This is a genomic window from Marimonas lutisalis (assembly GCF_005434965.1).
Classification (GTDB): domain Bacteria; phylum Pseudomonadota; class Alphaproteobacteria; order Rhodobacterales; family Rhodobacteraceae; genus Marimonas_A; species Marimonas_A lutisalis.
Genome location: NZ_SKCI01000001.1, coordinates 1,305,621 through 1,320,137 on the forward strand (window position 1 = coordinate 1,305,621; position 14,517 = coordinate 1,320,137).

Below are 14,517 nucleotides of genomic sequence, written 5' to 3' on the forward strand. Positions count from 1 at the left end.
GCGCGCGAAAACCCCTACATATGCAGGCCATGACCGATCTTTCGCATATCCGCAATTTCTCGATCGTGGCGCATATCGACCACGGGAAATCGACGCTGGCCGACCGCCTGATCCAGGAGACGAAAACCGTCGCCGATCGGGATATGAAAGAGCAGATGCTCGACGCGATGGATATTGAGCGCGAGCGGGGCATCACCATCAAGGCCAACACCGTGCGGCTGGAATACGAGGCCGATGACGGGGAGACCTATATCCTCAACCTGATCGACACGCCGGGGCATGTGGACTTTGCCTATGAGGTGTCTCGGTCGATGCGCGCGGTCGAGGGCAGCCTGCTGGTGGTTGACAGCACCCAGGGCGTCGAAGCGCAGACTCTGGCCAATGTCTACCAGGCGATCGACGCCGACCATGAAATCGTGCCGGTGCTGAACAAGATCGACCTGCCGGCGAGCGATTGTGACCGCGTGGCCGAACAGATCGAGGACGTGATCGGCATCGATGCCTCGGGCGCGATCCGGGTGTCTGCCAAGACGGGCGAGGGGATCCATGAGACGCTGGAGGCGATCGTGCGCGATCTGCCCGCGCCCAAGGGCGACCGAGACGCGCCTCTGAAGGCGATGCTGGTGGATTCGTGGTACGACGCCTATCTGGGCGTGATCGTCCTGGTCCGCATCATGGACGGCGTTCTGAAAAAGGGCGAGCGGGTGCGCATGATGTCGAACAACACCGTGCACCAGGTTGACCGGATCGGTGTGTTCCGCCCCGGCATGGTGCCGGTGGATCAGCTGGGCCCCGGCGAGATCGGCTTTATCACCGCGAGCATCAAGCAGGTGCGCGACACGCGGGTGGGCGACACCATCACGCATGAGAAGAAGGGCGCCGAGACGCCGCTGCCGGGCTTTAATCCTTCGGTCCCGGTTGTGTTCTGCGGGCTTTTCCCGGTGGATTCGGCCGAGTTCGAGGACCTGCGCGACGCGATCGAGAAACTGGCGCTGAACGATGCCTCGTTCAGCTTCGAGATGGAAACCAGCGCCGCGCTCGGCTTTGGCTTCCGCTGCGGGTTCCTGGGGCTCTTGCATCTCGAGGTGATCCGCGACCGGATCGAACGCGAATACGATATCGACCTGATCACCACCGCGCCCAGCGTGATCTATCACGTCTACATGAAAGACGGCGAGATGATCGAGCTGCACAACCCCGCCGACATGCCCGACATGTCGAAGGTGGACCACCTGGAGGAGCCGCGGATCAAGGCGACGATCCTGGTGCCGGACGAGTTCCTGGGCGACGTGCTGAAGCTCTGCCAGGACCGGCGCGGCATCCAGCTGGACCTGACCTATGCGGGTTCCCGCGCGATGGTGGTCTATGATCTGCCGCTCAATGAGGTGGTGTTCGATTTCTACGACCGGCTGAAATCGGTGACCAAGGGCTATGCGTCGTTCGATTACCAGATGACCGGTTATCGCGAGGACAACCTGGTCAAGATGCAGATCCTGGTGAATGACGAGCCGGTGGATGCGCTGAGCACCATGGTGCACCGCGACCGGGCCGAGATGCGCGGCCGGGCGATGTGCGAGAAGCTGAAAGAGCTGATCCCGCGCCATATGTTCAAGATCCCGATCCAGGCGGCCATCGGCGGCAAGGTGATCGCGCGCGAAACGCTGAGCGCTTTGCGCAAGGACGTGACGGCGAAGTGCTATGGCGGGGACGCGACGCGGAAGAAGAAACTGCTGGAGAAGCAGAAGGCCGGGAAAAAGAAGATGCGCCAGTTCGGGAAGGTTGATATCCCGCAGGAGGCGTTTATTTCGGCGTTGAAGATGGATGGGTGACTATCAGGTTTTCTTGTAAGGCCAATAACTTGGATCATTGGCCAGCTGTGTGGCAATTCGCTCAGCGCACTCCTTTGAATATCTGTTGACGGGATACTTATGGCCGCCTAAAGCAAAGTGGTATTTTGGGTTTCCCTTAAGTCCTAAGTCCTTTACCGCCGCAACGGCGAAACTTTGGTTTTTTCCAATTTTCTTACCTAGCGATGTTGCAGTGTGTGGGTATTGAGTATTCACATCTGCAAAGTCCAGTTCAAGCAAGCCTTCATTTCCCGCTATTTTCAGCGGAATGGCGTGATCTTCATCGCTAATTTTCACCCCGAAAGACGAAATGGAATTGGCAACTGCGCTAAGTACATCGCGGACTTTTCTAGCAATAATTCGTTGCACGTCATCACCAGTTGCCGGCTCGGTCTTTGACGAGTGCCTCACGTAAATTTGACCAGGATAAAACGCGGATTTTTGTTTTCCATTCGCGTCTAGATAGTTCGCCTCTTTAGTAATCACGTGCGGGGCAGAGGAGGAGGCCGCCACGGAAATGGTAACACTACCATTCTGACTTAATTCTGCCGTTATACCGTTTACGCGAGGCAGCACCCACTTGTTTAGTGCGTCATCAATACGAGATGAATCGATTGCTTTGCTGCCGCAAGAACGTTCTTTATTGTGATGGAACCTCCTTGGCCGTTTGCGAAGGCGATCAGAGTTTTCAATATTTTGTAGTCTTGATCTTGGTTCCAGGTCGCATTTGACTTTTCCTCGTATTCTTCCGATTCAGGTTGGTCTTCCAAAGTCATCACATTACGTCGCTTCTCTGGCCGCAATTGATGATAGCAATGAAAGTAAATCTTGCAAGCAAGGGGTGTGCCGCGGATGGGCGTCGCATTTTCGTGCCCGTCCGAAATATCGAAAAAGCTTAGGTGAGTATTGGCAGTTGCAGATCGTGCTTGATCCGTCGCATGCCAGCACCTTCCCTTGAAGGCGGTAAGGTGCTGGCACCGAAGGAAAAACGGAACCACCTCCACAACAAATCCACAAACCTTTCCAAAGACTTATCCCCAGAAACTTTTCCACAGGGGGAGGTTTTTTTCTTGAACGACTCACGTGGCCGAGTCAGCCTGAATTTAACGCAAGGGGTGGCAACACCCGGAGCGGGACGCGGAGGTCTTCCAGGGCTGAGCGGGGGTTGGGATAGGTTACACCGAACCAAAGCCTGCGTTGAAAGCCAGGGGACGCTGGCCGAAATCGAAGGGGTCCTCGGGCCCCTGAGACGAAGGCGGTGAAAAAGCCATCGCGTGGGCCGGTTGGGGCAAAGGGGCAACCCGATGTCGGAACCGGTTTGGGGGGACAGATCGCAAGGTCTGAATCCCGCTGCCGAGGCCGCAAGGCCAGAGCAAACCGAACGGGGCTTTCTTTGAAGGCCGAAGTTCAGGGAAGGCGTCAGGATATGCAAAGACCGCGTCTGCGCATCTGACGCCTTCTTTCTTTTTCGCGGTGACATTCTGGCACGAAGGGCGGCGCCCGGCCCGGGGTGGGCGTGAAGCGCCCGCCCATGGGGCGGGTCGGGCGCTGCCCGGGGCAAGCCCGGGCGGGACATATCCTTGAAGCAGTGAAAGAAACGGGGCCGGTCACCCATTGGCAACCGGCCCCGCGCGTCAGACATGCAATACCGCGTCTAGTGCATCTGTGCGCCCCTCATAGCGGGGCGGATGCTGCGCTGCAACAAGATGTTGCGGTGTTATGCAATTTGTCACACCCCATCTGGCCCGCGGGCGATGACCTCCTGCTGTTTCGCGGCCCAGGGCGCGGCGCGCTCGATCTGGCCGCAGAGCGACATGAGTTCCGCATCCATGCCGAAGGGCGCGGCGAAATGGATGCCGACGGGCAGGTTATCGGCGCTCCAGTGCAGGGGGAGGGACACGGCGGGCTGGCCGCTGGCGTTGAAGATCGCGGTGAAGGGCGAATATTCGAAGACGCTGCCGGGGCCGTTGCGGTAGGCCACGAAATCCTCGCTGACCGGCGCGAGGTAATCGGCGCGGCAGGGGGGCGTGGCCAGCGTGGGCGACAGGATGATGTCGCAGGTGTCGAAGGCATGCGCCATGCGGCGGCCAAATGAATGCACCGCGCCCAGCGCATCGAGGTAGTCGGCGCCGCTGACCCGTTTGGAGTATTCGACCGCGCCGAAGGTGACGCCATCGACCATGCCGCGTTCCAGCTTGCGATCGCCCAGGATCTTCTGCACCCGTCCGGCGGTGCCGCAGGCGACGATTTTCGTCCAGGCCATCATCATCGCGGGCACGTCGAGCGCCTCTTCGGGGGTCCAGTGCTCGACCACGTGGCCCAGATCCTCCATCAGTTTCGCGGCCTTTTCCACGCCTGCCACGCAATCGGGGTGCAGCGCGTCGCCGGTGAAACTGGTGGTGACATAGCGGATACGAAGCTGGCCCGGGTCATGGGCCATGGCCTGGGCGAAACTTTCCTCCATCACCGGCGCGGCATAGGGCGCGCCCAGTTCCGGGCCCGCGACGGCATCGAGAAGCGCGGCGGTATCGCGCAGCGAGCGCGAGAGCACGCCGTCGATCGCCATGCCGCCCCAGCCTTCGGACGCGACCGGCCCCATCGGAATGCGCGCGCGGGTGGCCTTGAACCCCACGAGCCCGCAGGAGGCCGCCGGGATGCGGATCGAGCCCCCACCATCGCTGCCATGCGCGGCCGGTACAATGCCCGCCGACACCGCCGCGCCGGTGCCGCCCGAACTGCCACCCGGGGTATGGTCGAGGTTCCAGGGGTTGCGCGTGGGCCCGCCATAGACGCCCGCATTGGTGACCGGGCCGATGCCGAACTCGGGGCTGGTGGTGCGGGCGAAAGCGTTGAGCCCGGTGGCGCGGAACCGGGTTAAGAGCGTGGAGTCGTAGCTCCAGCGCATGCCTTCGCAGAGCTTTGAGCCGTTGTTGGTGGGGAAGTCCACCGCCTCGATCCCCAGATCCTTGATGAGGAAGGGCACGCCGCTGAACGGCCCCTGGGGCAGGCCCTCGGCGATTTTGGCGCGAGCCACGTCCTCTTGCACATGGACGATGGCGTTGAGTTTCGGGTTCCAGGCGGCGGTGCGCTCCAGTGCCTCGGTCAGGAGCTCGTCCGCCGTGACCTCGTCCTTGGCCACCAGCGCGGCCAGCCCGGTGGCATCGCTTTGTGAATAGATCTCGGACATGCGCATTCCTCCCTCGGCAATCCGGGGATCAGACTAGCCGGGCCGGGCGGCCGGTAAAGCGAAACGCAACGGCAGATTAACATTCCTGATTTGATATATGTCAAAGTTATATCTGCTGTGCAGGTTTACGTTGCCGAAAATGGCCCGGAAACGCGCAAAGGACCGGGGATGAAATGTTGACGCATTTGAAAGGGGCAGGGGCGGCCTTGGCGCTGATCCTGCTGGGAGGATCGGCCCTGGCCGAAGAGGCCGGTGCGCCAAAGGCGCCCGAAGGACCTAAATCGGTGGTGCCCGTGCATGCCAGCACGGCAGACCATTCGAAATTCGACGCTTTGAAGAAGGAATTCACCTCGGGCCCCGAGGTGACCGAGGCCTGCCTGAGCTGCCATACCGAGGCGGATGACCAGGTGATGCATTCGATCCACTTCCAGTGGGATTTCACCCATCCCGATACCGGCCAGAAGCTGGGCAAGTCCAACGTGATCAACGCCTTCTGTGGCTCGGTCGCGGGGAATGAGCCGCGCTGCACCTCGTGCCACGCGGGCTATGGCTGGGAGGATATGAACCAGCCGCCGCCGCAACAATCGAGCGCCGTGGATTGCTTGGTCTGCCATGACCGCTCCGGCCAGTACACGAAAACCGCGACGGGCGCGGGACATCCGCCGCTCGATCCTGTGAAACCCGGCACCAAGACCATCACCGGCGCGGCCGCCTGGCCCGTCGACCTGGCGAAGGCCGCGCAGTCGGTGGGCCTGCCGGGGCGTGACAATTGCGGCAACTGCCACTTCTATGGCGGCGGCGGCGATAACGTGAAGCACGGCGATCTGAGTTCCGCGCTCTACATGCCGTCGAAAGAGGTCGATGTGCACATGTCGCCCGACGGCGAGAACATGGCCTGTTCCACCTGTCACGTGAGCGATCAGCATAAATGGGCGGGCTCGCGCTATGACGTGAATGCCAGTGATCCGCATCATGGCGACGTAAAGCCCGGCGCGCGGCGCGATGTCGCCACCTGCCAGAGCTGCCACGGAGAAGAGCCGCACCCCGCCAGCCTTAAGGGCATGAAGCTGAACGATCATACCGACAAGCTGGCCTGCCAGACCTGCCACATCCCCGAGTTCGCCCGGGGCGGCGTGGCCACGAAAACCGTCTGGGACTGGTCGACCGCCGGCAAACTGGGCGAGGATGGCAAGCCGATCGCGTTGCACGAGTTCAAGCAATCGGACGGCAAGGAGCTTCATTCCTACCTGTCGACCAAGGGCAATTTCGAGTGGGGCGAGGATGTCGAGCCCTATTACGCCTGGTTCGATGGGCAGGTGGAATACACCACCTCCGGCTACACCATCGACCCGTCAAGAACCGTCGAGGTCAACACGATCAAGGGCGACCCGGCCGATGGCATCAGCCGCATCTGGCCGTTCAAGCGGATGGAGGGGCGGCAGGCCTATGACGCCAAGCTGAACCACCTGGTCTATACCCATGTCTGGGGCCCGACGACCGACACGGCGTTCTGGACCAATTTCGACTGGGGCCGCGCTATCGAGGCCGGGATGAAGGCCGCGGGAGTCGAGTATTCGGGCGAATACGGGTTCGTCGATACCTACATGTACTGGCCCATCACCCACATGGTGGCCCCGGCCGAAAAGGCGGTGGATTGCGCCGAATGCCACGCCGCCGATGGCCGCATGGCGGAGCTGGCGGGCATCTTCATGCCGGGCACCGACACCAACAACTGGACCGGGATCCTGGGCAAGCTGATCGTGCTGGCGGCACTTCTGGGCGTACTGGCGCATGGCGCGATCCGGATTTTTGCCGGCAAGAAAGGGGACAGCCATGACTAAGCGCATCGTCAAGGTCTATCCACGGTTCGAACGTCTTTGGCACTGGTCCCAGGTGATCCTGATCGTGACGCTGATGGTCACGGGTTTTGGCCTGAACGGCGTGCATTCGCTGATCCCGTTCGGCCCGGCGGTGATGCTGCACACGATCGCGGCGCTGGCGCTTCTGGCGCTGTGGATATTCGCCACGTTCTGGCTTTTCACCACCGGCACGTGGAAACAGTTCGTGCCAACGCTGCAGGGCATGATGCAGGTCGCGCTCTACTACGCCTGGGGCGTCTTCCGGGGCGAGAAGCATCCTTACAAGAAGGTGCTGTGGCGCAAGCACAACCCGTTGCAGGCAGCCACCTATTTCGGCCTGAAATGGTTTGTGTTTCCGGCGATCTGGAGCACGGGGTTGCTCTACCTGACCTACAATTTCTGGGCCGGGGCGGTGCCGAATGCCAGTTTCTGGATCTGGGCCATCGCCAACCTGCACCTGCTGGCGGCCTATGTGATCGCCGCCTTCGTCATCGTGCATGTCTACCTGCTGACCGTCGGGCATGGCTTCCGCGCGCATGTGGAGCCGATGATCACCGGCTATGACGAGGTCGACCTGACCCCGGAACAAGAGGCCTATCTGCAAGCGGATGAGCCGTGGAGATTGAAACCACAGGAAAGCTGACCTCCCTTGGTTTTCCTGTTCAACTGGCCCGGGGTTCTTGTGCCCCGGGCTTTTATTTCGTGCGCAGCGGGGATTTCTGCCCGCCGCCGGTTTCGAAATTTTCCGGCTCCAGCCAGGCGATGAACGCATCGCGGATCGCCGGCCATTCGCTGTCGATGATCGAAAACCAGGCGGTATCGCGGTTGCGGCCCTTGTAATGGGTGGCCTGGCGGAACGTGCCTTCATAGTTAAATCCCAGCCGGTTGGCGGCGGCCATAGACGGCGCGTTCAGCGCGTCGCATTTCCATTCGTAGCGGCGGTAACCCAGCTCGTCGAAAGCGCGTGACATCATCAGGAACATCGCCTCGGTGCTGATCCGGCTGCGTTGCATCAGGTGCGAGAAATTGATGAACCCCACCTCGATCACCCCCGCGCCGGGATCGATCCGCAGGAAACTGGCGGTTCCCAGTGGGCGGTCGTCCGGGGCCAGCACGGTGAAAAACAGCGGGTCCTCGCTCTTGGCGGCGTCGGCCACCCAGGCGGCATAGCTGTCTTCGTCGGCGAAGGGGCCATGCGGCAGGTAGGTCCAGCCGCGCGCGTCCGGCGCCGAGGCATAGGCCGCATGCAGCGCCGCGGCATGATCAGGCAGCAGCGGCACGAGACTGCAATAGCGGCCCTCCATCGCCGTGCGCGGCGGGCGGGGGCGGGGAAACGCGCCATCCAGCGGGTCTCCGATTGGTTGTCCGAATTCATTCGTGCGTGTCATGCGCGCAGCTTAGCGCGGCGCGGCCCACGCACCAGCCCAAAAACAAAACACCCGGCCAGAGGCCGGGCGCTTTGGAAAAACCATGGGTTTGCGCGGCTTAGCGGCCCCAGCTGCGCACCGGGCCGCAATCCATGTGCACGAAGTTCGAACCGGAGTAGCGCCCGACACCCCCGGCGTGGCAGGACGACGCGGCGCGCGCCATCTGGTTGACCGAGCGCGAAGCGAGCCGCAGATCGGCCGCCTGGCCCTTGAGGTGGAGCGAATTCTTGGCGACACCGCTGGAGCGGCGGCGCAGCATGGCATTGGTTTTCGGGCTGCGATAGCCCGACAGCAGCATGTAGGGCTCGTTCACGTCCATCAGGTTGTGCGCGGCGGCCATGATGTCCATGGTGCGCATGTCGATGTGCTTGGTGTCGTTGGTGCGCCAGTCGCGCATGAACCAGGTAACTTCCTGGACGGCATCCTTGATGTAGTCGCCTTCGATCCAGTAGATCATGTCGATCTTTTCACCGGTGCGGGCGGAATACATCTTGAGCCGTCGGATATCACCCGATCCGCGAAGAAAACCTGCTGCCTTGGAGTAGGTCGGAGCCGCGGTCACTGCGGTTGCCGCAAAGGCTCCGAGAAGAGCACGTCTCGAAATGCTCAGCGAGCTTGTATCAGTCATATATAAAGCGCCGTCCCGTCGCTTACTTACCTGTGTTAACGCGATGTTACGCGTGTCCTGCCATCTCTTCCCCAGATGCAACGCTTGTATGGCATATCTCGAATCGCCAACCAAGTCCGATTTACATCGAATGCTTTGTAAGCAAGGAATTTCGGCAGATTTTTGCTGAAAAAATGCTGATTGTGGTGAACGGGCGTTAAAACCGGTGTTTCGGTGCATCAGGTCAAAGGCTCGTGCCGGGGTTGAAGCCATTGTGAATGGACAGGATGTGGCGGTTTGCGCCACAAGACCCTCCATATATGCGTGAAAAGACCATTTGGGGGTTTGGATGACGATGTTTATGGCGAAACGGCGGATCGGGTATGCTCTGATCGCCGCGCTGACAGTGATGTTTTCCCAGTTTGCCGCACCGGGGGCCGCGCAGGCCCAGGTGACGGCATTCAAACAGGCCGTGGCCGAGGCCGCGGCGCGGGATAAGGATATTGCGGCCTTTTATCAGGCCAATGATTACAAGGGCATCTGGACCGGCGGGTTCGGTCGCGATGCCAGCCGCCGGAAGGCACTGTTCGAGGCAATTGCCAGCGCCGACGAACATGGGCTTCCGGTTGCGCGCTACGATGCCGAGGGCCTGATGGCCCGGCTCAAGGCGGCGAAAACCGCCCGCGACCGCGGCTTTGCCGAGGTCGAGATGTCGCGCACCTTCCTGGAACTGGCCCGGGACATGCAGACCGGCGCGCTGGTGCCCTCGCGCATCGACGACGGGATCAAGCGTGCGGTGCCCTATCGCGAGCGCGTGTCCTACCTGGTGAATTTCGCCAAGAGCAACCCGCGTGGGTTTTTCCGGGCGCTGCCGCCCAAGACCCATGAATATGCCCGCCTGATGAAGGAAAAGCTGCGGCTTGAACGGCTTCTGGCGAAGGGTGGCTGGGGCCAGAAGGTGCCGGCGAAATCGCTCAAGCCCGGACAATCGGGCAATGCCGTGGTGATCCTGCGCAACCGGCTGATGGCGATGGGTTATCTGAGGCGGTCCTCGTCGCAGACCTATGATGCCAATCTTCAGGCCGCCGTGCAGCAGTTCCAGCTGGATCACGGGCTGGCCGCCGATGGCGTTGCTGGCGCCGGCACGATGACCGAGATCAACGTGGATGTTGCAGACCGGCTGAAATCGGTCATCGTGGCGATGGAGCGCGAACGCTGGTTCAACACCGAACGCGGCAAACGCCACGTGCTGGTCAACATCACCGATTTCACGGCCAAGATCCTCGACAACGACAAGGTGACGTTCGAAACCCGGTCGGTTGTCGGCGCCACAAGCCATGACCGCCGCACGCCCGAGTTCTCGGATGTGATGGAGTTCATGGTGATCAATCCGACCTGGAACGTGCCGCGCTCGATCACCGTCAAGGAATACCTGCCGATGCTCAAGCGCAACCCCAATGCGGCGGGCCACTTGCGGATCGTCGACAGCCGCGGGCGCACCGTTTCGCGCGGGGCAGTCAACTTCGGGGCCTACAATGCCAAGACCTTTCCCTTTGCGCTGAAACAGCCGCCGTCGCGGCGTAACGCGCTTGGCCTGGTAAAGTTCATGTTCCCGAACAAGTACAACATCTATCTTCACGACACCCCGGCCAAGAACCTGTTCGCGCGCGAAACCCGCGCCTACAGCCATGGCTGCATCCGGTTGCATCAGCCGTTCGAGTTCGCCTACACGCTTCTGGCCAAGCAGACGCGCGACCCTCAGGGCGAGTTCAAGCGCCACCTGGATACGGGCCGTGAATCCGTTGTGCCGCTGGAACAGCCGGTGCCGGTGCACCTGATCTATCGCACCGCCTACACGCAGGCCAAGGGCCGCACCCAGTTCCGCCGCGACATCTATGGACGCGACGCGAGAATCTGGAATGCGCTGGCCAAGGCGGGGGTGGCGCTGCGCGCGGTTCAGGGGTAAGCCTTGCCCCCGAGAACCAGGGGGGCAGACATGAGCCACACGATTGAAGAGATTGCCAAGGCGCTCGGGGCACAGGCCCTGGGCGCCTTGTCGCTTGAAATCACCGGCACGGCCGAACCGGCCGATGCCGGGCCCGCGGACCTGGCCCTGGCGATGAGCCCGAAATACGCCGACGGCCTGGCCCGGGGTCAGGCCCGGGCGGCCATGCTGTGGGAGGGCGCCGACTGGCAGGCCCTGGGCCTCGAGGCGGCGATCATCCCGGCGCGGCCGCGCTATGCGATGGCCGGGCTGACGGCGCTGCTGGATCAGGGTCACGGCTATACCAGCGGCATCCACCCCACCGCGATCATAGGCGTTGGTGCCGAGATCGGCGCCGACGTCAGCATCGGCGCCTACACGGTGATCGGGGCAGGGGCCCGCATCGGCGCGGGCACCGTCATCGGCCCGCAGGCCTATATCGGTGTCGACAGCCAGTTGGGTGCGCGCTGCTACCTGCATGTCGGCGTGCGTATCGGCCCGCGCGTGCGCATCGGCGAGGGGTGCACCCTGCACCCCGGGGCCACCATCGGGATGGACGGGTTTTCCTTTGTCACGCCCGAGGTCAACGCGGTCGAACAGGCCCGCGCCAGCCTGGGCGAATCCGTCGATGCCGAGGGTCAGGCCTGGGTCCGGATCCATAGCCTGGGCAGCGTGGTCATCGGCGACGAGGTCGAGCTGGGCTGCAACACGACGATCGACGCGGGCACCATCCGGCCCACGCTGATTGGCAATGGCACCAAGATGGATAACCAGTGCCATATCGGGCACAATGTGGTGGTCGGGCGTGACTGCCTGTTTGCCGGAATGGTGGGCGTTGCCGGCTCGACCACGATTGGCAACAACGTGGTGCTGGCCGGTCAGGTTGGCATCAGCGACAATATCACCGTCGGCGACAACGTGGTGGCCGGGGGCGCTTCGGTGGTGCTGAGCAAGGTTCCCGCAGGCCGCGTCGTGCTGGGCTATCCGGCGGTCAAGATGGACACCCATGTGGACATGTACAAGGCCCTGCGCCGCCTGCCGCGGGTGATGGAGGAATTCACCCGGATGAAGGCGCGGCTGGACGCGCTGGAGGACGAGGACTGATCCGCGCGGGCGCGGCGGCGTTACACAAATATCGCAAATCGCCTGTTCCGCTTTGCCCTGAAACGCATTACATGGGCGCCAACAACCAAGAACGGGGTCTTTGGCCATGAGCGTGAAAGACAAGGTTATCGAGATCATTGCCGAGCAGGCCGTGCTGGAGCCGTCGGATGTGACCATGGACAGCACATTGGAGGACCTGGGCATCGACAGCCTGGGCCTCGTCGAGTCGATCTTCGCGATCGAAGAAGCCTTCGACATCTCGGTGCCCTTCAACGCCAATGAACCCCAGGCCAGCGATTTCGATATCTCCTCGGTGGCCTCGATCGTGCGGGGCATCGAACAGCTCATCTCCGAGCAGGCCGGCTGAGGCGGCCGGGATGAAGCGGGTCGTCATCACCGGGGCGGGCACGATCAACGCGCTTGGCCACAACGTGCCCGACACGCTCGAGGCGATGCGCGAAGGCCGCTGCGGCATTGGTGCCATCGACATCCGTGATGTCGACCGGCTGGCTATCCAGATCGGCGGCCAGGTCAAGGGGTTCGAGGCCGAGGGCCTGTTCAACCGCCAGCAGATGTCGCTTTATGACCGTTTCACCCAGTTCACCCTGGTCGCCGCGCGCGAGGCGATCGGCCAGTCTGGTCTGGAGTTCCATGGTGAGCTGGCGGCGAAATCCGGCGTGGTGCTGGGCAATTCGGGCGGCGGGATGACGACGCTCGACGACAATTACCGCAGCGTTTACGAGGACGGGAAGAACCGGGTGCATCCCTTCGTCGTTCCGAAGTTGATGAACAACGCCGCGGCCAGCCATGTCAGCATGGAGTTCAATCTCAAGGGGCCGAGCTTTACCGTCGCCTCGGCCTGTGCCAGTTCGAACCACGCGATGGCGCAGGCCTTCCAGATGGTGCGCAGCGGCATGGCGCCGGTGATGATTACCGGCGGGTCCGAGTCGATGCTGTGCTTTGGCGGGGTAAAGGCCTGGGAGGGGCTGCGGGTGATGTCGAAGGACGCCTGCCGCCCGTTCAGCGCCAACCGCAACGGCATGGTTCAGGGCGAAGGCGCAGGCGTTTTCGTGTTCGAAGCGTATGAGCACGCGAAGAAACGCGGTGCCGAGATCCTGGCCGAGGTGGCGGGCTTTGCCATGTCCTCGGACGCGTCCGATATCGTCATGCCGTCGAAACAGGGGGCTGCCCGCGCCATCGCCGGCGCATTGCAGGATGCTGGGCTCAATGCGTCGGATGTCTGCTATATAAACGCCCACGGCACCGGCACGGCCGCCAATGACAAAACCGAATGCGCTGCCGTGGCCGACGTGTTCGGCGCCCATGCCGATGACCTGATGATATCGTCGACCAAGTCGATGCATGGCCACCTGATCGGCGGTACCGGCGCGGTCGAGCTTCTGGCCTGCATCATGGCACTTCGCGATGGCGTCGTGGCGCCGACGATCGGCTACGAGGAGCCCGACCCGGAATGCGCGCTTGACGTTGTGCCGAATGTCGCGCGCGAGGCCAGGGTTGATGCGGCCTTGTCCAACGCCTTCGCCTTTGGCGGGCTCAATGCCGTGCTGGCGCTCAAACGGGTCTGAAACGCAAAAGGCCGCCCGGTGGGGCGGCCTTCTCGATCGTTACAGAACCTCGGATCCGGTTCAGTTCTTGATCTCGGTCGCGGCGTTGAAGCCGGCGGTGAAGCCCGAGAGCGACATTTTCAGAACCACCTTTTGATCCGGGGCCGGGGCCGGCACCAGAGTGACGGTGGCGTTTGCGCCCTTCTTGAAGGCCGCGATGTCGGCCGCGGTAAAGCCGATACGGGCATAGCAGCCCACCGGCGAGCAGAACGAGAACGGGTAACGCTTGCCCTTGGCGCCGTCGACGGCAATCGTCAGCTGCGCGGTCAGAAGCGTTTCCAGCGGCACGGTCACGGTGGCACCGGCAACCGCCTGACCGCCCGAGGGCAGCCGGAACAGCGCCACTTCGGCCACGTCGGTGCCCTGGTCGTCCTTCAGCAGCTGGTACAGCTGGCAGGGTTCTTCGCCTTCCTCGACCGGGAAGCACTGCAGTTTCCAGTCGCCATGCTCTTCCTTGACATAAGGTTCAAAGACCTTGGGCGCGCTGTCTTCGCCCATGCTCAGGCCTTCGGTCATCTGGCTGTCGCCGGTGGTGGCCTCTGCTGAGGACTCGGCCGTGGTCTCGGCGGTCTCGGTCTGGGCGGCGTCGGCGCCCTCCGATTGGGTTTCGCTCGTGCTCTGTGCCTGCGCGGTCTGCGTCAGCGCCAGAAGCGCAATCATCGAAAGGGTCGAAAGAAACTTGGGCATGAGTGATCCCGTTTGTTGCATAGTCCAAAACTCTGTCGGGGCTGTATCATGCCGATGGCGGGATGTCAGCGCAAAAGCGCGCCGGGACGGTGGGAAAACGGCAGGTTTCCGCTGTGGGGCGGCATGAAGGCCGTACGCCAAGTGCCCGGCTCAAAAGAAAAAGAGGCCTGACGGCCTCTTTCTCGTATTT

General features: G+C 62.3%; 13 protein-coding genes. 7 read left to right on the forward strand and 6 right to left on the reverse strand.

Annotation, left to right across the window (positions count from 1 at the left end; translation table 11 throughout):
* Positions 1–29 precede the first annotated feature (29 nt).
* Positions 30–1,829 (forward strand): translation elongation factor 4, encoded by a 1,800-nt coding sequence (gene lepA / locus E0501_RS06265; RefSeq protein WP_137700454.1) that lies wholly within the window; start codon positions 30–32, stop codon positions 1,827–1,829.
* Between the two features lie 3 nt (positions 1,830–1,832).
* Here lepA and E0501_RS06270 read toward each other — a convergent pair whose 3' ends face one another.
* The 3 genes from E0501_RS06270 to E0501_RS06280 form a co-directional block, all read right to left on the reverse strand.
* A complete protein-coding gene (locus E0501_RS06270; protein ID WP_137700455.1) occupies positions 1,833–2,333 on the reverse strand; it encodes a hypothetical protein in 501 nt (166 codons plus the stop codon).
* Positions 2,334–2,431: 98 nt separating this feature from the next.
* Positions 2,432–2,851, reverse strand: a complete 420-nt coding sequence (locus tag E0501_RS21330; RefSeq protein ID WP_205123453.1) for a hypothetical protein — start codon at positions 2,849–2,851, stop codon at positions 2,432–2,434.
* 725 nt (positions 2,852–3,576) lie between these two features.
* A complete protein-coding gene (locus tag E0501_RS06280) occupies positions 3,577–5,034 on the reverse strand; it encodes an amidase (protein ID WP_205123454.1) in 1,458 nt (485 codons plus the stop codon).
* Between the two features lie 176 nt (positions 5,035–5,210).
* Between E0501_RS06280 and E0501_RS06285 the strand changes: the two genes are divergently transcribed.
* Together E0501_RS06285 and E0501_RS06290 are read left to right on the forward strand one after the other, a co-directional pair.
* Positions 5,211–6,875: a tetrathionate reductase family octaheme c-type cytochrome gene (locus E0501_RS06285; protein WP_205123455.1), complete on the forward strand. Its 1,665-nt coding sequence runs from the start codon at positions 5,211–5,213 to the stop codon at positions 6,873–6,875.
* Positions 6,868–7,536, forward strand: a complete 669-nt coding sequence (locus E0501_RS06290; protein ID WP_137700459.1) for a cytochrome b/b6 domain-containing protein — start codon at positions 6,868–6,870, stop codon at positions 7,534–7,536. Before E0501_RS06285 ends, E0501_RS06290 begins: the two co-directional genes overlap by 8 nt.
* A 52-nt stretch (positions 7,537–7,588) precedes the next feature.
* Here E0501_RS06290 and E0501_RS06295 read toward each other — a convergent pair whose 3' ends face one another.
* Together E0501_RS06295 and E0501_RS06300 are read right to left on the reverse strand one after the other, a co-directional pair.
* Complete coding sequence (locus tag E0501_RS06295; protein ID WP_137700460.1) at positions 7,589–8,281, reverse strand: GNAT family N-acetyltransferase; 693 nt, start codon at positions 8,279–8,281, stop codon at positions 7,589–7,591.
* 97 nt (positions 8,282–8,378) lie between these two features.
* Entirely contained in the window at positions 8,379–8,948 is a 570-nt protein-coding gene (locus tag E0501_RS06300; protein ID WP_137700461.1) for a YcbK family protein, read from the reverse strand.
* 328 nt (positions 8,949–9,276) lie between these two features.
* Here E0501_RS06300 and E0501_RS06305 point away from each other — a divergent pair, with 328 nt between their 5' ends.
* The 4 genes from E0501_RS06305 (at position 9,277) to E0501_RS06320 (ending at position 13,601) form a co-directional block, all read left to right on the forward strand.
* On the forward strand, positions 9,277–10,893 hold the full coding sequence (locus tag E0501_RS06305; protein WP_407943400.1) for a L,D-transpeptidase family protein: 1,617 nt from the start codon (positions 9,277–9,279) through the stop codon (positions 10,891–10,893).
* 30 nt (positions 10,894–10,923) lie between these two features.
* Positions 10,924–12,015, forward strand: a complete 1,092-nt coding sequence (gene lpxD, locus E0501_RS06310; RefSeq protein WP_137700462.1) for a UDP-3-O-(3-hydroxymyristoyl)glucosamine N-acyltransferase — start codon at positions 10,924–10,926, stop codon at positions 12,013–12,015.
* Between the two features lie 106 nt (positions 12,016–12,121).
* Positions 12,122–12,382 (forward strand): acyl carrier protein, encoded by a 261-nt coding sequence (locus E0501_RS06315; protein WP_137700463.1) that lies wholly within the window; start codon positions 12,122–12,124, stop codon positions 12,380–12,382.
* Positions 12,383–12,392: 10 nt separating this feature from the next.
* The gene (locus E0501_RS06320) at positions 12,393–13,601 is read left to right on the forward strand and encodes a beta-ketoacyl-[acyl-carrier-protein] synthase family protein (protein WP_137700464.1); all 1,209 of its coding nucleotides are present in this window, start codon (positions 12,393–12,395) and stop codon (positions 13,599–13,601) included.
* Positions 13,602–13,661: 60 nt separating this feature from the next.
* Here E0501_RS06320 and E0501_RS06325 read toward each other — a convergent pair whose 3' ends face one another.
* Positions 13,662–14,327 carry an invasion associated locus B family protein gene (locus E0501_RS06325; RefSeq protein WP_137700465.1) on the reverse strand — a complete coding sequence of 222 codons (666 nt, stop codon included), beginning with the start codon at positions 14,325–14,327 and terminating at the stop codon, positions 13,662–13,664.
* Positions 14,328–14,517: the final 190 nt, after the last annotated feature.